We start from the raw sequence: 22,996 nt of genomic DNA on the forward strand, positions 1-22,996 counted from the left end.
CTCCGAGAGACCTGTCATGACTGTCACTCCTCCGACGGTCGCCGCCGAAGAACCTCGGCGCGCCTACCGTCGCTTCCGCTCCACCAAGGGCCGCGAGACGTGGGCCGGCCTGGGGATGATCGCCCCTGCGGGGATCCTCCTCGTGCTGTTCCTGATCATCCCGGTGATCCTCGCGTTCGCGCTGTCGTTCACGAACGCGCGGCTCATCTCGCCCAACCCCCCGCGCTTCGTGGGGATGGACAACTTCCTCCGCGCCTTCACGGCCGACCCGGTCTTCCTGCAGTCCGTCGGCAACACCGCGGTCTTCGCTCTCGTGGTCGTGCCGGTTCAGGCCGGTCTGGGCCTGCTTCTGGCCGTGCTCGTCAACCGCCGCATGCGCGGCATCACGGCCTTCCGCGTGATCTTCTTCATCCCCGTCGTGACCTCGATCGTCGTCGTCTCGATCCTGTGGAAGTTCATGTATCAGAATGACGGCCTGATCAACTCGATGATCGACGCGATCACCTTCGGGGCCTGGCAGGGGGCCGACTGGCTCAACGATCCGAACACAGCGCTCGGTGCGATCATCGTGATGTCGATCTGGCAGGCCGTCGGATTCCACATGATCATCTGGCTCGCGGGGCTGCAGACGATCCCCGAGGAGCTCTACGAGGCCGCCAAGATGGACGGCGCGAGCCCCTGGCGCCAGTTCACGAGCGTGACCTGGCCGGGCCTTCGGCCCACCATGGTCTTCGTTCTGGTCACCATCACCATCGCCGCGCTCGGTCTGTTCGTGCAGATCAGCGTCATGACGCAGGGCGGACCGGTGAACTCGACCTCGACCATCGTCTTCCACGCCGTGCGCAAGGGGTATGCCCAGCAGGAGATCGGTTACGCCGCGGCGATCTCTCTCATCTTCTTCATCGCGGTCCTCGTCATCGCGCTCATCCAGCGCCGGCTCACGCGAGAGAAGGACTGACGTGACCGCCACCAGAACCCTCACCACGGCACCCGCAGAATCGCGCCGCACCGCGCGGTCGATTGCTCCGGAGCGGAGTGCGAAGGCCCAGCGACGATGGGGAAAGGTGTTCCTCTACATCGCCCTGTCGCTGTTCGGGATCATCTTCCTGTTCCCGCTGGTCTTCATGTTCGTGTCGAGCCTCAAGCCCGACAGCCAGATCCTGCAGGACATCGACTCCGTCGCGGCATTCCTCCCGGTCGGCGACATCAGCCTCGACAACTACTTCGGGGTCTTCGACCGGGTGCCGGTCGCGCAGTTCATGTTCAACTCCGTGCTCGTGACGGTGCTCACCGTGGGGCTCGGGCTGATCGTGAACTCGATGGCCGGCTTCGCCCTCTCCCGCCTCGCGTGGAAGGGCCGGATCGTCGTCCTCGCGGTCATCATCGCCACCCTGATCGTGCCCTTCGAGACGATCGCGGTGCCCATGGTCTACTGGGTCGCGCAGCTGCCGACGCTGGTGATGGAGGGCGGCGTGCTGAAGTACGACTTCGGCTGGCTCAACACCTACCAGGTGCAGATCGTGCCGTTCATCGCGAATGCGTTCTCGATCTTCCTGTTCACGCAGTACTTCTCGACGATCCCCAAGTCGCTCGACGAGGCAGCGCGCATCGACGGTGCGAGCTGGTTCACGATCTACCGCCGCATCCTCGTGCCCCTGTCGGGCCCGGCATTCGCGACCGTCGCGATCCTGACCTTCCTGCCCGCGTGGAACCAGTACCTCTGGCCGCTCATGGTCGTGCAGAAGGAGGAGCTGCGGCCGGTCATGGTCGGCGTGCAGTACTTCTTCCAGCTGAACACGGCGTGGGGCGAGGTGATGGCCTATACCTCGCTCATCACGATCCCGGTGCTCATCGTCTTCCTGGTCTTCCAGCGGGCGTTCGTCAGCAGCATCGCGGCGAGCGGGGTGAAGGGATGAGCGAACGGATGCTGCGCCTCGTGGTCGTCGGGGAAGCCCTGGTCGACATCGTGCACCGTGCGGACGGCAGCGTCGAGGAAGCGCCCGGCGGCAGCCCCGCGAACACCGCGCTGACGCTGGGGAGGCTGGGACGGCGCCCGACGCTGATCACCCGCCTGGCGGGCGACGACCGGGGCGGCCGTGTGCGGCGGTGGCTCGAGGAGTCCCAGGTCGAGGTGGTGGCCGTCGCGTCGCCGCGCACGTCGACGGCCGCCGCCCACCTGGATGCGAGCGGTGCTGCCACGTACGACTTCGATCTCGAGTGGGACCTCGGAGCGGACGCCGCCCGCCTCGGGGAACTCGCGGGCGCCGCCGACGTCGTGCACGTCGGCTCCGTGGCCGCCGTGCTCGAGCCCGGCGCGGGCCACGTCGCCGCCCTCGTGCGATCGGTGCGCGGGCGGGCGATCGTGACCTTCGACCCGAACATCCGGCCGTCGCTCGTCGACGACCCCGACCGCGTCCGGAAGCGCGTCGCCGCACTCGTCGAGCTCGCCGACGTCGTGAAGGCGAGTGACGAAGACCTCAGGTGGCTCCATCCGGGGCGGGATCTCGTAGAGGTCGCCCGTGACTGGGTGAGGCGCGGCCCGCGACTCGTGGTCGTCACCCTCGGAGCGGACGGGGCGATCGGTGTGACCGCCGACGGCGAGGTCGCCGTGCCGGCCGTCGTGAGCGAGGTCGTCGACACGGTCGGGGCCGGCGACACGTTCATGGGCGTGCTCATCGACAGCATCGCCGGCAGCGACGAGCTCCAGATGTGGCTGCGGACCGAGGGGCGCGGCATCCGTTCCTCCGACATCGAAACGCTCCTGCACCGATCGGCGCAGGCGGCGGCGATCACGGTGTCGCGTCCGGGCGCCGATCCGCCACGTCGCGCCGAGCTCGCCGCGCCGCCCTTGCCCGCCGCGACGGGGTAGCGCCGCATCTCCCATCGCACTCCCGCCCGCCCGTGGCGGAGGGCCCACCATCGCGCGATCCACCGCGCACGACTCTCGAAGGAACTCTCGTGTTCGACCTCCCCGATTCCTGGGTATGGGACTACTGGTTCGCCGACGACGGCGAGCGCTATCACCTCTTCTTCCTCTACGCCTCGCGTGCGCTGCACGACCCCGAGGCCCGCCACTACCGCGCCTCCGTGGGGCACGCGGTCTCGACGGATCTCGTCGAGTGGACGCAGGTCGCCGATGCGCTGGTGCGCAGCGACGCCCCCGCCTTCGACGAGCTCGCCACGTGGACCGGGTCGGTGGTGCGGCACCCGGATGGGACGTGGTTCATGTTCTACACGGGCTCGACGCTCGCGCCCGGCGCTCAGAACGTCCAGCGGATCGGCTACGCCACGTCGTCCGACCTCTTCACGTGGACGAAAGCGGACGGGCCGGTGCTCGAAGCGAGGAGCCCCTGGTACGAGAAGCTCTCGAGCGGCGCATGGCACGACGAGGCGTTCCGCGACCCGTGGGTGTTCGCCGACCCGGACGGGAACGGCTGGCACATGCTCATCACCGCCCGTGCGCCGGAGGGGCCGGTCGACGGGCGAGGCGTCATCGGGCACGCCTGGTCGGCGGACCTGCGCACGTGGGAGCTGCGCCCACCGCTCAGCGCGCCCAGCGTCGACGGGTTCGGCCAGCTCGAGGTCCTGCAGGCCGAGATCGTCGACGGGCGCCCGGTGGTGATCTTCTCCTGCCTGAAGGAGCAGAGCACCGAGTCCCGTCGTGCCGCGGCTGCCGGCACGTGGGTGATTCCGGCGGAGAGCCTCCTCGGACCGTTCGACATCGATGCCGCATACCCGCTGACCGACGAGCGGCTGTACGTCGGGCGGCTGCTGCAGCGCCGGTCCGACGGTGAGTGGCTGCTGTTCGCCTTCCGCAACATCGGCGAGGACGGGCGGTTCGTGGGCGGCGTCACCGATCCCATGCCGGTGGGCTGGGACGGCGACCGCCTCGTCCGCCGCGAAGCGGTGAGCGCCTCCGTCTGACACCCGCGGCCGGGGCTTCGCGGACGAGCCCCGGCCCTCTCCCGCTCCGGAGTGCCAGGTCCGCGCGAGACAAGGATGACGATGATGTCAGTTTCGAAGAGGCGCTCGGTGCGCCTGACGGCGGCCGCGCTGGCCGTGATCGCGGTGGGGATCGGTGGAGGTGTCGCCGCCGGCGTGGGCGATGACGCCGTCGCCGCGGAGCCCGAAGACGACTACCGCGCGCAGTACCACTTCACCGTGCCCGACCACTGGAAGAACGACCCGCAGCGGCCGGTGTTCGTCGACGGCGAGTTCCACTACTACTACCTCTACAACAGCGACTACAACGCGGATCCCACGGCGAATTTCGGGACGGAATGGCGGCTGGCGACCTCTTATGACGGCGTCGTGTTCGCCGACCAGGGCGTCGCCGCGCCCAAGAAGACCAACGCGAACTACGACCTCTGGTCGGGGTCGACCGTGGTCGACGTGCAGAACACCGCCGGCTTCGGCGCCGGAGCGGTCGTGATGCTGGTCACGCAGATGGATCACCCGACTCTCGCTCAGCAGGCGAACGCCTCCGGTCCGCAGGCGCAGTTCCTCTGGTACTCGACGGACGGCGGCCGCAACTTCCGTCCGTACGGCGACGAGCCGGTCATCGCGAACGGCGGGCGCGCAGACTTCCGCGACCCGAAGATCGTGTGGGATGCCGAGCGCGGTCGCTGGGTCGCGCTGATCGCCGAGCGCGACCGGGTGAGCTTCTACACGTCACCCGACCTGAAGACGTGGGCTCGCACGTGGGAGTATGTGAACCCGGGCATCGGCACGATCGAGTGCCCAGACCTGTTCCGGATCCGCGCCGACGACGGCACGATGAAGTGGGTGTTCGGCGTCAGCGCGAACGGGTACGCCACCGCGGAGCCCGCGACCTTCGCGTACTGGACCGGAGCGTTCGACGGCACGTCGTTCACGTTCGACCAGAGCGCCCCGCAGTGGCTCGACCACGGGTTCGACTGGTACGGCGCGGTGACGTGGGAGGATCCCGCCGCGCCGCTGGACCGCCGCTACGCGGTGGGCTGGATGAACAACTGGGACTATGCGCACTCGACCCCGACATGGACGGCCGACGGCTTCAACGGCACCGACTCGATCACCCGTGAGATCCGTCTCAAGAGGTACGGCGCGGCGTTCGGCCTGGTGTCGCAGCCGGTGACGGCCCTCGCCGGGATCGCGACGGCGCGAACAGAACTCGGCGACGTGGCCGTGGACGGGTTCCTGCCGCTCGCCTACGAGGGCGACGCGTACCAGGTCGAGGCGGACGTGACATGGGAGAGCGCGACCAACATCGGCCTGCAGCTGCGGCGCTCCGCCGACGGGACACGTCACGCCGATGTCGGCGTGACCGGCACGTACGCCTACCTGAACCGCGGTCAGACCGGCTACCCGGCCGGCACCTGGAAGACCGAGAGCCGTACGCCCTTCGATGGCGACGCCGACACGGTGCACCTGCGCATCCTCGTCGACCGCACCACGGTCGAGGTCTTCGTCGACGACGGGAGATACGTCCACTCGAGCCAGGTCTTCGCGCCGCCCGGTGACGACGGCATCGCGCTCTACTCCTCGGGTGGCCCGGCCGTGTTCCACGATCTGACGATCACCGAGTTCGGCAGCGTCGTGCAGCGGCCCGCGCGAGTGATCGCGGATTTCGAGGGCGACTCGTGGGCGCAGGGCTGGACGGCGACGAACAGCTTCATCGGCACGGGACCGACCGCGGCCGACGCCCCCGGGCAGGTGGGCGCGCGCCTCGCCGACACGTTCGTGGGTGGGGGAGACCCGGCCACCGGCACCATCACCTCGCCGGCGTTCACGATCGACAGGAACTTCCTCCACTTCCTGGTCGGCGGCGGAGATCACCCGCTGGGCGTGGAACCCGCTACCTCGGCGCAGCTGCTCGTGGACGGGCAGCCGGTGCGCACCGCGACCGGGGCCGATTCGGCGGATCTGCGGCACGTGGAGTGGGATCTGCGCGACCTGGCGGGACGGACGGCACAGTTCCAGATCCTGGACGACGCGACCGGACAGTGGGGGCACCTGATGGTCGACCAGGTCATCCTGTCGGACTGACGTGAACGCATGACGGTCTTTGGGCAATGGACTTGAGATATGAGACTTCCAGTCTCTAGTGTGGAGAATGTGAACGAGTCGGGGGGCTCGTGCACAACGATCTTGCAGGCGGCCCCATGTCGTCGTGTTCGATCTAGTCGGTGCCGGGTTGTGGGGACCCGGCACCGCGAGTTTCTGCCGGGGCGAGGAGGCCTTCCGGACAGCGCGCTGAGGGCGATAATCAAGGGGTGGAGCAACCCGAATCCCGGTCGCGGAGGCCCGCGGGCGAAACGCGCGCACTGATGCTCGCGGTCGCCGTGGACCGCGTCAAAGATGAGGGCCTGCTGCTCGACTACGCCAACATCGAGCTCGAGGATCTGATCCGCACCGCGGGAGTGCCGCGTTCGACCGTCTTCCGCATCTGGCCCGACCGCATGGCCTTCGTCGCGGACCTCGTGCGCGCCTTGTTCGAAGCCGACCCGGGCTTCGACACCGGCTTCGACGGTGAGACGCTGCAGCACCTCGAGCAGGCGGTGAACGGGGAGGCGGCGGCGATGAGCACGCCCGAGGGCCGGCAGATGGCGCTCCGCGAGGCGTTGCGGGTCACCGTGTCGCACAACATGACCGCGGTGGAGCACATCGTGGCGTTCCGCGCATACCGGGCGATGTCGGCTGCGCTCTCCAGCGGCGACGCCGTTCCCGGCGGTGAAGAGGTTCGCGCGCTGCTGTCGGAGATCGAGGACCGGTACCTGACCCGGATGGCCGAGACCTACCGGGCGCTCAATGCGGCCTTCGCGCTCCGCATGCGTGCGGGGGTGGACGAACGCGATCTGGCCGTCGCCATCATGGCGATGGTCGACGGCATGAGCGACCACCGCCGCATCAACCCGGCGATGGTCGACGCGCCTCGGGTCGCCGCCCTCGGTCCCGAGGGTCCTCGCGAGTGGCATCTCGCCGGGATCGCCGTCTACGGCATCTACACCGCGTACACCGAGGAGGTCGAGGCGTAGCGCGCACCCGCCCGACGCGGTCAGGCGCTCGGCGCGCTCCAGCTGAGCGACTCGATGTAGCGCAGCAGCACGCCCTCGCGCAGCGCCCACGGCGAGACCTCGAGCTCGTCGACGTCCATCGCGCGCATCGCCTCGTGCAGCACGACGGCGCCCGCGACGATCTGGAACGTCCGGTCCGGCGTGATGCCGGGCAGCTCCTGGCGGGCGGACGCGGGAATGCGGGCCAGGCGCGGGATCCACGAGCCGAGGGAGGCGCGGGGGAGCAGCATCCGTTCGATTCCGGACCAACCCGGAACCGGATAGCCCACGAGCTTCGCGAGCGACCGGATCGCCTTCGACGAGCCCACCACGTGGTCGGGCGGCGGCAGCTTGCTGAACGACTTCGCCACAGGGGCGAGCGTCTTGCGTGCGTGGTCGCGCAGCTTCTCGACGGCCGCCTCGCCCGGCGGGTCGTCGGGAAGGAACTGCACCGTCATGCGCCCTGCGCCGAGGGGCACGGATGCTGCCTGCTCGGGCAGCTCGTCGGCTCCGGCGGCGATCTCGAGCGAGCCGCCCCCGATGTCGAACAGCAGGATCTGCCCCGCCGCCCACCCGAACCAGCGGCGCACGGCGAGGAACGTGTAACGCGCCTCGGTCTCGCCGCCCAGCACCTGGAGCGGCTGGCCGAGCGCCTCCTCGATGAGTGCGATCACGTCGGGACCGTTCTTCGCCTCGCGCACGGCGCTCGTGGCCGTCGCGAGCAGCTCGTCGACCCGCTCGGACACCGCGATCCTGCGTGCCTCGGTCACTGCGGCGACGAGCGACGTGACGCCCTCCTCGGTGATCGAGCCGTCGGGTGAGAGGTAACGCATGAGCCGCAGCACTGTGCGCTGACTCGTCGTGGCGAGAGGCCGGCCGCCGGGGCGGACGTCGGCGACCAGCAGGTGGACGGTGTTCGAGCCGATGTCGAGAACTCCGAGGCGCACGCCAAAAGAGTAGCGGTGCAGACGGGCTACGATGGGCGCGATGTCCGCCGACGAAGTGACCGCTGTCGCCCCCGCACTCTCGCTGTACCGCGAGATCGACCGCGCCGACTGGGCCCGCCTCGCGTCGGGCATGGCGCAGCCGCTCACCGAGACCGAGATCGTGCAGATCCGGGGGCTCGGCGACCGCCTCGACATCGCCGAGGTCGCACAGGTGTACGTGCCGCTGTCCCGCCTGCTGTCGCTCTACGCGGAGTCGACGAAGCGTCTCGGCGAGGAGGAGTCCGCGTTCCTCGGCGAGGCGGACTCGACCACCCCGTTCATCGTCGGCGTCGCTGGCTCGGTGGCCGTGGGCAAGTCGACGATCGCGCGCCTGCTGCGGGAGCTCACGTCGCGCTGGCCCGGAACCCCGCGCGTCGAGCTCGTCACGACCGACGGCTTCCTCTACCCGAACGCCGAGCTCGAGCGCCGGGGCCTCATGGAGCGCAAGGGCTTCCCCGAGTCGTACGACCGCCGCGCGCTCGTGTCGTTCCTCACGGAGGTGAAGAGCGGGGCGCCCGAGGTGAGGGCGCCGTTCTACTCCCACATGCGGTACGACATCGTGCCCGACGCGGTCGTCACCGTGCGCCGCCCCGACATCGTCATCGTCGAGGGCCTCAACGTGCTGCAGCCACCGCCCACCCCGAACGACGTCGCCGTCAGCGACCTGTTCGACTTCTCCATCTACGTCGACGCGGATGCTGCGCACATCGCGCAGTGGTACGTCGACCGCTTCCTCGCCCTGCGCCGAGCCGCGTTCAGCAACCCGAGCTCGTTCTTCAACGTCTTCGCGCAGCTGTCGGACGAGGAGGCCGTGGAGCGCGCCCTCGGGTTCTGGAACTCGATCAACCTCCCGAACCTCGAGGAGAACGTGCTCCCCACCCGCCACCGCGCGAACCTGGTGCTGCAGAAGGCGGCCGACCACACCGTGGAGACGGTCCTCCTCCGCAAGCTCTGACCAGCCGGTCGCGCGCTCACCCCTCCGTCCCGGCGCGCTCACCCGTCCGTCCTCGCGCGCTCACCCGTCCGTCCCGGCGCGGCCGCCCGCGGTCCTTTTGGCGAGTCGCCGAATTCCCGCGCGTTCAGCCGCACTTCTTGGCGACCCGCCAGAACCCCTGGCCCTCCGCGGCTCCTGGCGAGTCGCCAAGAACGCGGTGCGGTGGGTGCCCTTCCTGGCGAGTCGCCATAACGCCCGGTCGGTGGCCGGGGGCGCAGCATCCGATTTCTCCGGTGAACAGGGCCGGATTCGTAAGGGTGCCTAGCGAAACCGCCCGCCTACCATTGACCGCATGTGTGGAATCGTCGGATACGTCGGCCCGCGCCAGAGCCAGGCCGTCCTGATCTCGGGGCTTTCGCGCCTCGAGTACCGCGGGTACGACTCGGCCGGCATCGCCGTGATCGACGGCGACGGGGGACTGGGGATGCGCAAGCGCGCGGGCAAGCTCAAGGTGCTGCGCGACGACCTCGCCGCCCACCCGCTCGCCGACGGCACGACCGGCATCGGCCACACCCGCTGGGCCACGCACGGCGGGCCGACCGACGGCAACGCGCACCCGCACCTCGCCGACGACGACAAGCTCGCCGTGATCCACAACGGCATCATCGAGAACTTCTCCGAGCTCAAGGACGAGCTGATCGCGGACGGCTTCACCTTCCGCAGCGAGACCGACACCGAGGTCGCCGCCGTGCTCCTCGGCCGAGAATACCGCCGCGCCGGTGACCTCGAGCGGGCCTTCCGTGCCGTCGTCTCCCGTCTCGAGGGCGCCTTCACCCTTCTCGCGATGCACGAGGACCAGCCCGGGCTCGTCGTCGGCGCACGCCGCAACTCGCCGCTCGTCATCGGCCTGGGCGAGGGGGAGAACTTCCTCGGCTCGGACGTCGCCGCCTTCGTCGAGCACACCCGCAACGCCCTCGCGATCGGCCAGGACCAGATCGTCGCGATCACCCCCGACGCGGTGACCGTCACCGATTTCGCCGGCAACACGGTGGAGGTCGAGCCGTTCGAGGTCACGTGGGACGCCTCGGCCGCCGAGAAGGGCGGCTGGTCGTCGTTCATGGCGAAGGAGATCTCGGAGGAGCCCGAGGCGGTCGCGAACACGCTGCGCGGCCGCGTCCACGAGGGCGAGGTCGTGATCCCCGAGCTCGACGGACTCGACGAGCTGTTCGGCGACGTGTCGCGCATCATCGTGATCGCCTGCGGCACCGCGGCCTACGCAGGCCAGGTGGGCAAGTACGCGATCGAGCAGTGGACCCGCATCCCGGTCGACGTCGAGCTCGCCCACGAGTTCCGCTACCGCGACCCGGTGATCGGTCCTGACACCCTCGTCGTCTCGATCAGCCAGTCGGGCGAGACCATGGACACCCTCATGGCCGTCAAGTACGCCCGCGAGCACGGCGCGAAGACGCTGTCGGTCTGCAACACCCAGGGCGCCACGATCCCGCGCGAGTCCGACGCGATCGTGTACACCCACGCGGGCCCCGAGGTCGCGGTCGCCTCGACGAAGGCCTTCGTCGCGCAGATCACGGCGCTGTACCTGATGGCCCTGCACATCGGTCGCGCCCGCGGCGCGATCACGGCGGCGGACGCCGCCGACCACGTGCGTGAGCTCGAGGCCATCCCGGCAAAGATCGCGCAGATCCTCGAGCGCGAGCAGCCCCGCATCGAGCAGTTCGCCCACTGGATGGGCGACACCCGCTCGGTGCTCTTCCTCGGTCGCCACGTCGGCTACCCGATCGCGCTCGAGGGTGCGCTCAAGCTCAAGGAGCTCGCGTACATCCATGCCGAGGGCTTCGCGGCCGGCGAGCTCAAGCACGGCCCGATCGCGCTGATCGAGCCCGGCCAGCCCGTGTTCGTCATCGTCCCGTCTCCGCGCAAGTCGTCGGAGATGCACAAGAAGGTCATCTCCTCGATCGAGGAGGTCCGAGCGCGGGGGGCCCGCGTCATCGCGATCGCCGAAGAGGGCGACGCCGCGGTGCTGCCCAAGGCGGACGAAGTGCTCCGCATCCCCCTGGCCGGCCCGTTCTTCGAGCCGCTCCTGGCCGTCGTGCCGCTGCACATCTTCGCGATGGGCCTCGCCACGGCGAAGGGCCTCGACGTCGACCAGCCCCGCAACCTCGCGAAGTCCGTCACGGTCGAGTAGCAGCATCCGTCCCGGCGCCTGTCGTGTCTGGTGCCGCGGCGGCGGCCGCGCGGCCGCGCGATAGGGTGGCGGATGCTGCGGCTGCAGCGCGCAGGAGGACCACATGATCGTCGGTATCGGCGTCGACATCGTCGACATCCCGCGGTTCGAGCGCACGATCGAACGCACCCCGCAGCTGCTCCCGCGACTCTTCTCGGAGGCCGAGCAGCAGCTCAAGCCGCACTCGCTCGCGGCGCGATACGCCGCGAAGGAGGCCCTCATCAAGGCGCTGGGCGGCTCGGACGGCGTGCACTGGACCGAGATCGAGATCGCGTCCGAGGCGTCAGGGCGCCCCGTGTTCTCGCTCTGCGGCGAGACGGCGGCCGTCGTCGCAGAGCGGGGCATCACCGCGCTGCACCTGTCGCTCTCCCACGACGCGGGCCTCGCGACGGCGTACGTCATCGCCGAGGCCGTGCAGGGGCCGCCGAACCAGGCGATTCTTCGCGAGACCGAGGCTGGCATCCCCGATCTGGGCGCGAATCCCCTGACCCGCGAGACCCGCGAGACCCGCGAGACCCGCGAGACCCCCAGCGCTCTCGGTACCGAAGGATCCGGCGCCCTCGGTACCGAAGGAGCCGGCGCCCTCGGCACCGAAGGAGCCGGCGCATGAGCCGCCTTCCCCCCGGAGCCCTGCGCGAGGCAACGATCGACGTCGGAGCGATCGAGGACAACGTGCGGCACCTCCGCCGGCTCACCGAGTCGGAGGTCATCGCGGTCGTCAAGGCCGACGGGTACGGGCACGGCGCGGTGCGCTCGGCGCTCGCCGCCCTCGCGGGCGGGGCGTCGCGGCTCGGTGTGTCCGACGTCACCGAGGCGCTCGCGCTCCGCCGCGCGGGCATCGATGCCCCGATCGTGGCGTGGCTGCATGCACCCGGCGCGGACTTCGCCGAGGCGGCCGCGCTCGGCATCGAGCTCGGCGTCTCGAGCCTCGAGCAGCTGCAGAAGGCGGCGGCCGCAGCATCCGCCGATCGTCCCGTCGGTGTGCACCTGAAGCTGGAGACCGGGCTCTCACGTAACGGGATCGCGCCCGCGGACTACCGCGTGGTCTTCGCCGAGGCCGCGCGCCTCGAGCGGATCGGCCGGGTGCGCGTCATCGCGCTGTTCAGCCACCTCTCGAACGCCTCGACGGAGGACGACCGCGCCGCCCTGCGCGCGTTCGAAGACGGCGTGGCCGTCGCTGCCTCGCTCGGCCTCGCGCCGCCGCTGCGACACATCGCGGCGACCCACGCCGCGATCGACCTGCCGGAGGCGCGCCTGGGCTGCGTGCGCATCGGCATCGGCATCTACGGACTCTCGCCGTTCGACGACCGCACGTCGGCCGACCTCGGCCTGCGTCCCGCGATGACGCTGCGCGGCGCGGTCGCCGCGGTGCGCCGCGTGCCCGCGGGCAAGGGCGTGTCGTACGGCTACGACTACCGCGCCGAGCGCGACACCACGCTCGCGCTCGTGCCGCTCGGCTACGCCGACGGCGTGCCGCGCCAGGCATCGGGTGCCGGGCCCGTGATGATCGGCGGACGCCGCTTCACCGTCGCCGGCCGTATCGCGATGGACCAGTTCGTCGTCGACGTGGGCGACGCGCCCGTCGCCGTGGGCGAGACGGCGGTGCTGTTCGGCGACCCCACCCTGGGCGTGCCGTCGGCCACGGACTGGGCGGATGCCGCGGGCACCATCAACTACGAGATCGTCACGCGCGTCGGTCCCCGCGTGCCCCGCCGGCAGGTGTCGGAGTGAGCGGGAACGCAGACGACACGCCCGTTGTTGCACCGGGGGTGAAGACGACAGCACAGGGCTTGGATGCACTGGTCGGCACGCGCGAGATCACCTCGCCCGAGTCGATGGAGGCACTCGGCGAAGAGATGGGACGGATGCTGCGCCCCGGCGACATGGTGGTGCTCACCGGTCCGCTCGGCGCGGGGAAGACCACCCTCACCCGCGGCATCGGCAGGGGGCTCGACGTGCGCGGACCCATCCAGAGCCCGACGTTCGTGCTCGCCCGCACGCACCCGTCGCTCTCCGGCGGGGCGCCGCTCGTGCACGTGGACGCATACCGCCTCGGCTCGGCCGCCGAGCTCGACGACCTCGACATCGACTTCGACGGCTCCGTCGTCATCGTGGAGTGGGGCCGCGGACTCGTCGACGGCCTCCGCGAGCAGTGGTGGGAGGTCGAGCTCGAGCGCGAGTGGCACGGCCACGGCGTCGACAACGCCTGCGGCACCGTCGCCCACGAGGCCGACCTCGACGCCGACACCCCCCGCCTGGTGAAGATCACTCGGCACCCCTGAGCGTGCGGTGGCCGCGGCATCCATCGTCCGTCCGCGCTCGCGGTCCCGCGTCCTCAATTGAGGATCCCGGCCGAGATGAGGACGGAGACCGGAGAGACGCTCCTCACCTCGGCTCTGGTCCTCAAATGAGGAGCGGAAGCTCCAGAACCCCTCGGATCTCGGGGAGCGGGGCGCCGACTACCCTGGAAGGGTGATCCTCGGCATCGACACATCGCTCGGCTCCGCGGTGGCGGTGGTCGAGCCGGACGGCGTGATCCGCTCGCAGGTCGAGAGCACAGACCCTCGCGGCCACGCCGAGGTGATCGGCACGCTGATCGAGCGGGCGCTGGGCGAGGCATCCGTCTCTCCCTCCGAGATCACGCATGTCGCTGCGGGAATGGGGCCCGGTCCGTTCACCGGGCTGCGCGTCGGCATCGCCGCGGCGCGCGCCTTCGCCCTCGGGCGAGGCGTGCCGGTCGTGCCGGTCCCGAGCCACGACGCCGCCGCCCTCGAGCTGCTCATCCACGACGCCCTCACCGGCGGATACGAGGATGCCGGCGACGAGACGTTCGCCGTCGTGACCGACGCGCGCCGACGCGAGTTCGCGTACACGCTCTACCGCGGGCTCGACGATGACGGCCTCCCCGTGCGGGTCACGGAGCCCGCGCTCGCGCCCCGCGACGACCTCGACGGGGTGCTCGCGAGCGCCGTGGCCGCGCGCCGCGACGCCGACCGCATCCCCGCGGCCATGCTCGCGCTCGCCGCGGCCCGCGCACTCGCCGCCGGGCGCACGATCGGCCCCTCCGACGCGCTGTACCTCCGCTCGCCCGATGTGACGCTGCCGCACGCGCCGAAGCGGGTGAACCTGTGACGCTCCGCGGCGCGACCGCCGACGACCTCGCCGCGATCATGATGCTCGAGCGGACGTCGTTCCCGACCGATGCCTGGTCCGAGGCGATGATGCGCGAAGAGCTCGCGTCGCCGCACGGCTGGTACGTCGTCGACGACGTGGCCGGCCGCCTCGTCGGGTACGCGGGACTGCGGGCGGTCGCCGGGGCGAAGGATGCCGACATCCAGACGATCGCGATCGCCGAGGCGTCGCGCGGCCGCGGTCGTGGTCGTGCGATGCTGCGGGCGCTGCTCGAGGAGGCCGAGCGGCGCGGCGTCACGGACGTGTTCCTCGAGGTCCGCGCCGACAATCCGGTCGCCCAGACGCTGTACGTCTCGGAGGGCTTCGCCGAGATCGGTCGCAAGCCCCGGTACTACCAGCCCGACGACGTCGACGCCGTGGTGATGAAGCTCGACCTGCGTGGGTGGCACGGGGCGCAGCATCCGTCCTCGCCCTCCGCCGAGTCTCGGATCGGGCAGACGGCTGCCTGGGACGGAGGGGTGTGCACGTGAACGGCGCCGAACCGCTGGTGCTCGGCATCGAGACGAGCTGCGACGAGACCGGTATCGGGATCGTGCGCGGCCGCACGCTGCTGTCGAACACGATCGCGAGCTCGATGGACGAACACGCCCGCTACGGCGGCGTCGTGCCGGAGGTCGCCGCCCGCGCGCACCTCGAGGCGCTGCAGCCGTCGATCGAGGCGGCGCTCGCCGAGTCGGGGGTCGCTCTGGCAGACCTCGACGCCGTGGCCGTGACGTCCGGACCGGGACTGGCGGGCGCGCTCATGGTCGGCGTCGGTGCGGCGAAGGCGCTCTCGGTGTCGCTCGAGAAGCCCCTGTACGCCGTGAACCATCTCGTCGGCCACATCGCGGCCGACATCCTCGACGCCGACGCGCCGCCGCTCGAGTATCCGACGGTCGCTCTGCTCGTCTCGGGCGGGCACACGTCGCTGCTCCTCGTCCGGGACCTCACCACCGACGTCGAGCTGCTCGGCGAGACGATGGACGACGCCGCCGGCGAGGCCTTCGACAAGGTCGCGCGGCTGCTCGGGCTGCCGTACCCCGGGGGTCCGGAGATCGACCGGGCGGCAGCATCCGGTGATCCGAAGGCGATCCCGTTCCCGCGCGGGCTGTCGCGCGCGAGCGACATGGCGAAGCACCGCTACGACTTCTCGTTCTCGGGGCTGAAGACCGCGGTCGCCCGCTGGGTCGAGCAGCGCGAGGCTCTCGGGGAGACGGTGCCCGTCGCCGATGTCGCCGCGAGCTTCCGCGAGGCCGTCGTCGACGTGCTCGTCACCAAGGCCCTCGCCGCCTGCCGGGACCACGGCGTCCCCCGCCTGCTGCTCGGCGGCGGTGTCATCGCGAATCGCCGGCTGCGGGAGGTGGCCCTCGAGCGCGCCGCGGAGGAGGGCGTCACCGTGCGCATCCCGCCGTTGTCGCTCTGCACCGACAACGGCGCGATGATCGCGGCGCTGACGTCCGAGCTCATCATGTCGGGCCGCGCCCCGTCGAGCCTCGAGTTCGGCGCCGACTCGACGCTGCCCGTCACCGAGATCCAGGTCGCGGAGTCGGCATGACGGACGAACGGATGCCGCGCCCCGACGAGGACGGGACGCCCGGTGCTGAATCGGCCGATCTCGATCCGGCGCGTGCGGGTGCAGGAGGCGTTCCGACGGCGGGCGCGAGAGCGCCCTCCGTGGGGCGACCGGAGGATCCGGGGGGACCGACCGTGATATCGGTGTCGCCGGACGTCGACCCCGCGCAGGACGCCTCACCTCTGCCGGGGGCGCATCGCGGTGGGTTCCTGCGGCTGCCGACGGCACCGGTCGCCGTCACCGTGGAGACCGCGCCGGCCGAGCCGGGCGGCGATTTCACTCCCGACGACACGTCGTGGACGGCGACGGACTCGGGGTTCCACCGCGGGCTCGCGGGGTGGGCGCTGGCATTCGCGATCGTCGGGCTCATCGTGTCGATGTTCGTCGGCTGGGGGTTCCCGATCGGCCTGGTCGCTGTCGTGTCGGCCATCATCGCCCTCCGACGCCCGCTGGAGAGCCGCTCCATCGCCGTTTGGGCGATCGTGCTCGGAACGCTGTCGATCCTGTACAGCGCCGGCTGGCTCCTCTACGCCGCGGCACAGGCCCACATCATCGGCTGACCAGCCGGCGGGCCGGGGCTAGAGGCGGTCGGCGAGGATCGCGGTGCGGCGGCTGCCGATGCGTGTGAGGAGGAGCGTCGCCGAGGCCGAGCCACGCAGCTTCAGGCGCGTGCGCAAGGCGGCGGGGTCGACGTCCACGCCCCGCTTCTTGATCTCGAGGCGGCCGATGTCGCGCTCGCGCAACGCCCTCGCGAGGGCCTTCTCGTCGGCGGGCAGCACGTCGCGAACGCGGAAGGTCGAGACGAACGGCGACGTGAGGGCGGCGTCCGACGTGAGGTAGGCGATGTGCTCGTCGAGCATCCCCGCCTCGAGCGTCCGGGCGACGTCACCGATGAGGCGCGCGCGGATGACGGCGCCGTCGGGCTCGTGCAGGAAGGCGCCGAGCTCGCGGGCGGGCTGGTCCCGAGCATCCGTCTCGGCCGTCAGTTCGTGCGCCTGATCGCCGCGGATGACGAGGGCGGCGCGGCGGACACCCGTGCGCGCCAGGGCTCCTGACCACAGCGCGAGCTCGACGGTCGACCCGTCGGCGCTGACCCACTGCGCCTCGACGTCGTCGGGGATGAGGTCGCGGTCGAGCCCGGGGCCGAGCTTCACACCGACGGGCAGGCGCCGGGTGAGGTCGAAGACCCAGTCGAGCGACGGCGACCAGTCCTCGGGGCGCGTGCGGGCGGTCTCGGAGTGCCCGGCGGTGCGGCGGGCCGGGTCGAGCCACACGGCGTCGATGCCGTCGAGGTCGGCGTCTTCTGCGGCGCCTAGACGCACCTCGGCGTCGGTGCCGAACGGCGCGAGGTTGTAGGCCGCGATGCCGGCGGTCACCGCGTCGGCATCGACGGCCGTCACGCGCAGGCCGAGCCCCGCGAGGCCGAGGGCGTCACCGCCGATGCCGCAGCCGAGGTCGGCGACGTGCGTGAACCCGGCGTCGCGGAAACGTGCCGCGTGACGGGCCGCGATCGGCAGACGTGTGGCCTGTTCGAGGCCGGCGCGGGTGAACAGCATCCGTTGCGCCAGATCGCCGAACTTCGCGCGCCCGCGTGTGCGCAGCCGCGCCTGGCCGACGACCGCGGAGACGAGGTCGGGGGAGTGGCCGTCGCGGCGCAGTCGGGTCACGGCGCGCGCGACGTCGTCGGAAGAGTCCACAGGCGGCATCGCGTCGAGCAGACGCAGGCCCTCGGGCGTCAGGAGCGCTTCGAGTTCGGAGAGTTCCACCCGCCGAGCCTACGGCGCCGCCGCCCCGGGGGCAGCCCGGACCGCGTCCCGAAACCCCCAACCGGAACCCCCTCCTCCCCTAGGGAGGTTGCGGGATCACCCCGGATGTGACCGGGCGGCCCTGAGAACAGACTCTTACACGTACGCCACCAGGCTCCGCGAACAAAGGAATGATCATGGCTGACGAGAATGTGAATGTCCTCGGTGTTCAGACCAACATCGAAGACGTCCTCTCCAACAACGACATCGGCAACACCGACGTAGAGGTCGAGGACAACGTCGTCGGCAACGACGGCAACGTCGTCGGCAACGACACCGATGTCGAGGTCGAGGACAACAACGTCAACAGCGCGGTCGACAACGACGACAACAACGTCAACAGCGCCGTCGGCAACGACATCGCCTCCGACAACGAGATCGGCAACACCGACATCGAGGACTCGGGCAACGGCAACTTCAGCGGCAACACCGACAACTCGGACAACTCGGACAACTCCGACAACTCGGACAACTCCGTCGAGACCGACGTCGAGGTCGAGATCGAGGACTCCTTCAACGACAACTCGGACAACTCCACCGACGACAACTCGGAGACCGAGGACTCGTACAACGACAACTCGGACAACTACACGGACTCCTTCAACGAGACCACGCTCAACGACGACTCGGTGACGGTCGGCGTCCGCCAGTACAACACCGGTGTCGGCGGCGACCTGAACCTCGCCCTCGGCGGTGCCGGCGGCGCTGCTGCTGCGGCTGCTGCCGCGTCGGGCGCGCTGAACCTCGACATCGACAACCGCGCACAGGTCGTCGACCAGTCGGTCGCGCAGTCGTTCGGCTTCGTGAACGGCGACGTCGACCAGGAGTTCGAGCAGGAGGCCGTGGCGAACTCGGGCGACTGGGGTGCGGCTGCCGGCGACGACGCCGACGTCGACAACTCGCAGACGACGATCAGCGTCGGCGACGTGTCGATCGGCAACACGTGGATCGACACCCACATCCAGGACTCGTTCCAGGACAACTCGACCAACGAGTGGAACGAGTTCGAGGTCGAGATCGACGACTCGTTCAACGAGACCGACAACTCGACGGACGTCGACGTCGACATCGAGGACTCGTTCACGAGCGAGGTCGACAACTCGGTGGAGAACGAGCTCGAGTGGGAGAACAGCGGCAACTTCTTCAGCCCTGGCGGCGACGTCGCGGGCGACGACATCGTCGACTTCTGATCCGCTCACACAGACCTTGCCCGGCCGCCCTCCCGAGAGGGTGGCCGGGCAAGACCACGTCATGGACATGTATTTTTCGGTACCGCCCGCGCTTCTCGACCTTCGACTAGCGTGGTGCGGGGGAGTGCGTACAAGGGGGAGCATTCGTGGCTGAAAGCACAGCCGTCCAGAAAGCGGTCGCAGGGGACGCCGACAAGCCGACACCGCCGCCGGTCGCACCGGCGGCGAGCAAGGCCCTCGTCTCGATCGTCGACAACGTCGGTCAGCTCGCCACGACGACGGGCCGCGGCGACCTGGCCAAACGCCTCGAGAACACGCATGCCCGTCTGCAGGACCCGAATGTGCGGGTCATCGTGGTCGGTGAATTCAAGCAGGGCAAGAGCAAGCTCATCAACGCCCTCGTCAACGCGCCGGTCTGCCCGGTCGACGACGACGTGGCCACGAGTGTGCCGACGTCCGTCGGCTACGCCGCGGAACCCGACGCGTGGGTGACGATCCAGGGCGACGACGAGACGCCTCCGGTTCGCCAGCGCATCCCCCTCGAGAACCTGGCCCAGTACGTCTCGGAGAGCGGGAATCCCGCGAACGAGCGCAAGGTCATCACCGCCGAGGTGGTGCTTCCCCGCGAACTGCTCAAGGGCGGCCTGAGACTGGTGGACTCGCCCGGCGTCGGCGGCCTGGACTCGACGAACGCTCTTGCGACACTCGCCGCTCTGTCGTCGGCACACGCGGTCCTTCTCGTGTCGGACGCGTCGCAGGAGTACACCGAGCCCGAGGTGCAGTTCCTCAAGCATGCGATGCGCGTGTCCCCGAATGTGGCAGCCGTGCTCGCCAAGACCGACCTGTACCCGCAATGGCGCGACATCGAGCGGATCGACCGCTCGCACCTGGGCGACATCGGGGATGTGCCGATCTTCGCCGTTTCGAGCGACCTGCGCCTGATCGCGGCGGAAGAGCGCGACCGCGGGCTGAACGAGGAGTCGGGCTTCCCCGCGCTCGTGAGCCACCTGCGTCAGGAAGTCCTCGGACGCGCCGAGGTCATCCAAGCGCGCAGCGCGGTGCACGACCTCATCTCGGTCGTCGACCAGCTCAAGATGTCGCTGACTTCCGAACTCGAGGCGATCCTCCACCCCGAGGACACCCCCAAGCTCATCGCGCAGCTCGAGGACGCGAAGGCGCGCGCGGACGAGTTCCGCGGACGGTCGTCCAAATGGCAGGTGCAGTTGAACGACGGCGTCGCCGACCTCATCTCGGACATGGAGCACGACCTGCGCGACCGCCTTCGCAAGGTGCAGCGCGAGGCGGAGAACGCCATCGACGAGGGCGACCCCGGGCCGATCTGGGACCAGCTCACCGAGTGGCTCGATCAGCGCGTCTCGGCGGCCGTCTCGGAGACGTTCGTGTGGACCGACGAGCGGTCGCGATGGCTCTCTGAGGAGGTCGCCGAACTGTTCATCCAGGGTGAGACCGACCTTCCCGTGATCTATGTCGGCGACACCGAGGGCATCCTCGACGACGTGGAGAACATAGCCACGCTCGACCATCGTCAGATGGGTGCCGGCGAGAAGATCTTCATCGGCGTCCGCGGCTCATACGGCGGCGTGCTCATGGTCGGCCTCGCCACCGGCCTCATCGGCCTTTCGCTCATCAACCCGCTGTCGCTCCTCGCCGGCGTGCTGGTGGGGCGCAGGGCCTACCGGGAGGACATGAACTCGCGGCTTTCGCGCCGGCGCTTCGAGGCCAAGACCCTCGTGCGCCGCTATCTCGACGAGGTGCAGTTCCAGGTCGGCAAGCAGTTGAAGGACCGACTGCGCATCGTGCAGCGCGCCGCGCGCGACCAATTCGGCAGCATCGCCGACGAGCTCCACCGCTCGCTCTCGGACGCGGTGCTCGCCGCCAAGCAGGCGGCCGGCACGTACGCGGGGGAGCAGGACCAGCGAGTGAAGGAGCTTCAGCTGCGGGTGCAGCAGCTCGAGGCGCTGAAGGCCAAGATCCCTGCGCTGCCGGCGCTGCGGGCCGTGGAGGCAGCGAACCGGTGAGGGGGTCGATCCTCGAAGACGCGAGCGCGCTGGTCCGCGCCGCGCGCGAGCTGTACGCCGACGATCCAGAAGCCGGCGACCTGCTCGCCGACCTGGAACGGCGCCTCAGCGAGCCGATCCGTCTCGCCATCGCGGGCATGGTCAAGGCCGGCAAGTCCACGCTGCTGAACGCGATGCTCGGCGAACGCCTGGCGCCCACGGACGCGGGCGAATGCACGCGGGTGGTGACGTGGTACCGCTACTCGGCGACTCCGACGATCACCATGCACCCCTATGACGGAGAATCGCGCCCGATGCCCATCCGGCGCGAGGCGGGCCGACTCGTGCTCGATCTCGACGGCGTGGCGCCGGAAGACGTCGCCTGGATCGATGTCGGCTGGCCATCGACCGGTCTGCGCTCGCTCATCCTGATCGACACCCCGGGAATCGCTTCGCTCTCGCGGGATGTGTCCGCTCGCTCCACGGACTTCCTCGTGCCCGACACCGAGCCTTCGTCGGCCGACGCGATCGTCTACCTGATGCGTCACCTGCACGCATCGGACCTGAAGTTCCTGGAGTCGTTCCGCGACACGGCTGCCGGGGCGTCGCAGACGGTGAACGCCGTCGCCGTACTGTCGCGCGCCGACGAGATCGGATCCGGTCGCATCGATTCGCTCCTGTCGGCGGGGAAAGTGGCGCGTCGCTATGAGAAGGACGGCGACCTCGCATCGCTGTCACTCGGCGTGGTGCCCGTCGCAGGGCTCCTCGCGGAGAGCGCGCGGACGCTGCGCGAGGACGAGTTCGCCGCCTTCCGCGACATCGCAGGGATGGACCGCACCTCCCGCGAGGCTCTGATGGTGTCGGCTGACCGATTCGTGCGCCCGACGGAGGCGTCATCGTTGAGCGAGGACGTCCGCCGCGCGCTGCTCAACCGGTTCGGCATCTTCGGCGTGCGCCTCGCGAGCGCGCTGATCCGCGGCGGTGCCGCCGACTCCTCGCAGCTGTCGGAACAACTCGTTCAGCAGAGCGGGCTGAATGAACTGCAGCAGTTCATCCAGCTGCAATTCCGCACCCGCGCCGGGGCGCTGAAGGTGCGCGGCGTGCTCGATGCGCTGCAGACGCTCCTGCGCGAGAAGCCGCGCGACGGTGCGGATGCGGTCCTGGGTGGCGTCGAGCGCATCTACGCATCGGCGCACACGTTGCGCGAGCTCTCGCTCCTGTCGCGGGCGCGCTCCTCGGGACTGCCGCTGAGCCGACTGGATGCGGAGGAGGCGGAGCGCATCATCGGCGGAACCGGCCCCTCTGCCGGCGCCCGTCTGGGACTGGCGGAGACCGCAACCACCGCCGAGACCCGCGAGCGCGTCGACGAGCTGCTGGCGCGATGGCGCACGCTCAGCGAGTCGCCGCTGGCCGAACGGGCCACCGTGGAGGTGGCCCGCTCGGTGATCCGCAGTCTCGAGGAGGTCGCGTCAGAGCTCGCCGTCGTCGGAACCGGCGCGACGGACGTCGTACTTCCGGGCGGTCCACTGGAGGGCGCCGTGGAAGGTGCTGAAGAGGAGCGCGAGGAGCGCGAGAGCCCACTGGGCGAGGAGCACCTGCCGCAGCACGGGGGCGTGCTCGCCCGTGGTGAAGATCTCCGCTGACAGCAGGAAGAGCAGGATCTGCCCCGCCACGGTGGCCAGCTGCCACCACCGGACGTGCGGCTTGCGGTTGGTGAACGACACGAGAAGCACGATCTGCACCAGCAGCAGTGCGAGCGCCGTGCCGAACACGAGCCAGAAGATGATGTCGGCCGCCGCGGTGTAGGTCTCTTCGCTCCGGCCTTCTTCGACGGCGCGGGCGACGTCCGCGATGATGGGGAGCTGGTCCTCGCGGATGACGAACAGATAGACCACCGCCACGCCGCCGGTGAGCAGGCTCAACACCCACAGGAACTGGCTGAGCCTGACCGAGAACGGCGGGGGACGCTTGGTGAGTACGGGAGCCGCGTTCGCACTGGCGGTCGGCGGCCGCTCCGGAGCTTCTCGCCGCGGTGGCGGGGGC

General features: G+C 70.1%; 19 protein-coding genes and 1 pseudogene. 18 read left to right on the plus strand and 2 right to left on the minus strand.

Features of this window, described 5'->3' with window-relative positions:
* Positions 1-16 precede the first annotated feature (16 nt).
* From MRBLWH3_RS07160 to MRBLWH3_RS07185, 6 genes are all read left to right on the plus strand, one after another.
* The gene (locus MRBLWH3_RS07160) at positions 17-958 is read left to right on the plus strand and encodes a carbohydrate ABC transporter permease (protein WP_363430025.1); all 942 of its coding nucleotides are present in this window, start codon (positions 17-19) and stop codon (positions 956-958) included.
* 1 nt (position 959) lies between these two features.
* Positions 960-1,916 carry a carbohydrate ABC transporter permease gene (locus MRBLWH3_RS07165; protein WP_363430027.1) on the plus strand — a complete coding sequence of 319 codons (957 nt, stop codon included), beginning with the start codon at positions 960-962 and terminating at the stop codon, positions 1,914-1,916.
* Positions 1,913-2,869 carry a carbohydrate kinase family protein gene (locus tag MRBLWH3_RS07170; RefSeq protein ID WP_363430029.1) on the plus strand — a complete coding sequence of 319 codons (957 nt, stop codon included), beginning with the start codon at positions 1,913-1,915 and terminating at the stop codon, positions 2,867-2,869. Before MRBLWH3_RS07165 ends, MRBLWH3_RS07170 begins: the two co-directional genes overlap by 4 nt.
* A gap of 89 nt (positions 2,870-2,958) precedes the next feature.
* Positions 2,959-3,924 (plus strand): glycosyl hydrolase family 32, encoded by a 966-nt coding sequence (locus tag MRBLWH3_RS07175; protein ID WP_363430031.1) that lies wholly within the window; start codon positions 2,959-2,961, stop codon positions 3,922-3,924.
* 84 nt (positions 3,925-4,008) lie between these two features.
* Complete coding sequence (locus MRBLWH3_RS07180; RefSeq protein ID WP_363430033.1) at positions 4,009-6,027, plus strand: glycoside hydrolase family 32 protein; 2,019 nt, start codon at positions 4,009-4,011, stop codon at positions 6,025-6,027.
* 281 nt (positions 6,028-6,308) lie between these two features.
* Positions 6,309-7,016 carry a hypothetical protein gene (locus MRBLWH3_RS07185; protein WP_363430035.1) on the plus strand — a complete coding sequence of 236 codons (708 nt, stop codon included), beginning with the start codon at positions 6,309-6,311 and terminating at the stop codon, positions 7,014-7,016.
* A gap of 20 nt (positions 7,017-7,036) precedes the next feature.
* On the opposite strand, the gene MRBLWH3_RS07190 is transcribed toward MRBLWH3_RS07185, so the two are convergent.
* Positions 7,037-7,981: a Ppx/GppA phosphatase family protein gene (locus tag MRBLWH3_RS07190; RefSeq protein ID WP_363430037.1), complete on the minus strand. Its 945-nt coding sequence runs from the start codon at positions 7,979-7,981 to the stop codon at positions 7,037-7,039.
* 40 nt (positions 7,982-8,021) lie between these two features.
* Between MRBLWH3_RS07190 and coaA the strand changes: the two genes are divergently transcribed.
* The 9 genes and pseudogenes from coaA to MRBLWH3_RS07235 all read left to right on the plus strand — a co-directional run bounded on the left by coaA (position 8,022) and on the right by MRBLWH3_RS07235 (position 16,500).
* Entirely contained in the window at positions 8,022-8,975 is a 954-nt protein-coding gene (coaA, locus tag MRBLWH3_RS07195) for a type I pantothenate kinase (RefSeq protein WP_363430039.1), read from the plus strand.
* Between the two features lie 331 nt (positions 8,976-9,306).
* Complete coding sequence (gene glmS / locus MRBLWH3_RS07200) at positions 9,307-11,157, plus strand: glutamine--fructose-6-phosphate transaminase (isomerizing) (protein ID WP_363430041.1); 1,851 nt, start codon at positions 9,307-9,309, stop codon at positions 11,155-11,157.
* 103 nt (positions 11,158-11,260) lie between these two features.
* Positions 11,261-11,608, plus strand: a pseudogene (locus MRBLWH3_RS07205) (holo-ACP synthase); the annotation flags it as partial.
* Between the two features lie 194 nt (positions 11,609-11,802).
* Positions 11,803-12,927: an alanine racemase gene (alr, locus tag MRBLWH3_RS07210; protein WP_363430043.1), complete on the plus strand. Its 1,125-nt coding sequence runs from the start codon at positions 11,803-11,805 to the stop codon at positions 12,925-12,927.
* 104 nt (positions 12,928-13,031) lie between these two features.
* Positions 13,032-13,478: a tRNA (adenosine(37)-N6)-threonylcarbamoyltransferase complex ATPase subunit type 1 TsaE gene (gene tsaE / locus MRBLWH3_RS07215; protein ID WP_414685395.1), complete on the plus strand. Its 447-nt coding sequence runs from the start codon at positions 13,032-13,034 to the stop codon at positions 13,476-13,478.
* Positions 13,479-13,668: 190 nt separating this feature from the next.
* Positions 13,669-14,328, plus strand: a complete 660-nt coding sequence (gene tsaB / locus MRBLWH3_RS07220; RefSeq protein WP_363430045.1) for a tRNA (adenosine(37)-N6)-threonylcarbamoyltransferase complex dimerization subunit type 1 TsaB — start codon at positions 13,669-13,671, stop codon at positions 14,326-14,328.
* A complete protein-coding gene (gene rimI, locus MRBLWH3_RS07225) occupies positions 14,325-14,858 on the plus strand; it encodes a ribosomal protein S18-alanine N-acetyltransferase (RefSeq protein WP_363430047.1) in 534 nt (177 codons plus the stop codon). Before tsaB ends, rimI begins: the two co-directional genes overlap by 4 nt.
* Positions 14,855-15,922, plus strand: coding sequence for a tRNA (adenosine(37)-N6)-threonylcarbamoyltransferase complex transferase subunit TsaD (tsaD, locus tag MRBLWH3_RS07230; RefSeq protein WP_363430049.1), 1,068 nt, complete (start codon positions 14,855-14,857; stop codon positions 15,920-15,922). The genes rimI and tsaD overlap by 4 nt, the downstream gene beginning before the upstream one ends.
* Before the next feature lie 161 nt (positions 15,923-16,083).
* On the plus strand, positions 16,084-16,500 hold the full coding sequence (locus MRBLWH3_RS07235; RefSeq protein WP_363430051.1) for a hypothetical protein: 417 nt from the start codon (positions 16,084-16,086) through the stop codon (positions 16,498-16,500).
* Positions 16,501-16,518: 18 nt separating this feature from the next.
* Here MRBLWH3_RS07235 and MRBLWH3_RS07240 read toward each other — a convergent pair whose 3' ends face one another.
* Positions 16,519-17,706, minus strand: a complete 1,188-nt coding sequence (locus MRBLWH3_RS07240; RefSeq protein ID WP_363430053.1) for a class I SAM-dependent methyltransferase — start codon at positions 17,704-17,706, stop codon at positions 16,519-16,521.
* 176 nt (positions 17,707-17,882) lie between these two features.
* Between MRBLWH3_RS07240 and MRBLWH3_RS07245 the strand changes: the two genes are divergently transcribed.
* From MRBLWH3_RS07245 to MRBLWH3_RS07255, 3 genes are all read left to right on the plus strand, one after another.
* On the plus strand, positions 17,883-18,935 hold the full coding sequence (locus MRBLWH3_RS07245; RefSeq protein WP_363430055.1) for a hypothetical protein: 1,053 nt from the start codon (positions 17,883-17,885) through the stop codon (positions 18,933-18,935).
* A 245-nt stretch (positions 18,936-19,180) separates the two neighbouring features.
* Positions 19,181-20,974, plus strand: a complete 1,794-nt coding sequence (locus MRBLWH3_RS07250) for a dynamin family protein (RefSeq protein WP_414685396.1) — start codon at positions 19,181-19,183, stop codon at positions 20,972-20,974.
* Entirely contained in the window at positions 20,971-22,596 is a 1,626-nt protein-coding gene (locus MRBLWH3_RS07255) for a dynamin family protein (protein WP_363430059.1), read from the plus strand. Before MRBLWH3_RS07250 ends, MRBLWH3_RS07255 begins: the two co-directional genes overlap by 4 nt.
* The last annotated feature ends 400 nt before the right edge of the window (positions 22,597-22,996 follow it).

The sequence above is a fragment of the Microbacterium sp. LWH3-1.2 genome (assembly GCF_040675855.1).
GTDB lineage: Bacteria > Actinomycetota > Actinomycetes > Actinomycetales > Microbacteriaceae > Microbacterium.

Bases quoted from the DNA above. Each gene is read 5' to 3' on its own strand.
- MRBLWH3_RS07160 (WP_363430025.1), top strand. From the start codon at position 17: ATGACTGTCACTCCTCCGACGGTCGCCGCCGAAGAACCTCGGCGCGCC.
- MRBLWH3_RS07170 (WP_363430029.1), top strand. From the start codon at position 1,913: ATGAGCGAACGGATGCTGCGCCTCGTGGTCGTCGGGGAAGCCCTGGTC.
- MRBLWH3_RS07180 (WP_363430033.1), top strand. From the start codon at position 4,009: ATGTCAGTTTCGAAGAGGCGCTCGGTGCGCCTGACGGCGGCCGCGCTG.
- MRBLWH3_RS07185 (WP_363430035.1), top strand. From the start codon at position 6,309: ATGCTCGCGGTCGCCGTGGACCGCGTCAAAGATGAGGGCCTGCTGCTC.
- coaA (WP_363430039.1), top strand. From the start codon at position 8,022: ATGTCCGCCGACGAAGTGACCGCTGTCGCCCCCGCACTCTCGCTGTAC.
- glmS (WP_363430041.1), top strand. From the start codon at position 9,307: ATGTGTGGAATCGTCGGATACGTCGGCCCGCGCCAGAGCCAGGCCGTC.
- alr (WP_363430043.1), top strand. From the start codon at position 11,803: ATGAGCCGCCTTCCCCCCGGAGCCCTGCGCGAGGCAACGATCGACGTC.
- tsaE (WP_414685395.1), top strand. From the start codon at position 13,032: ATGGAGGCACTCGGCGAAGAGATGGGACGGATGCTGCGCCCCGGCGAC.
- MRBLWH3_RS07245 (WP_363430055.1), top strand. From the start codon at position 17,883: ATGGCTGACGAGAATGTGAATGTCCTCGGTGTTCAGACCAACATCGAA.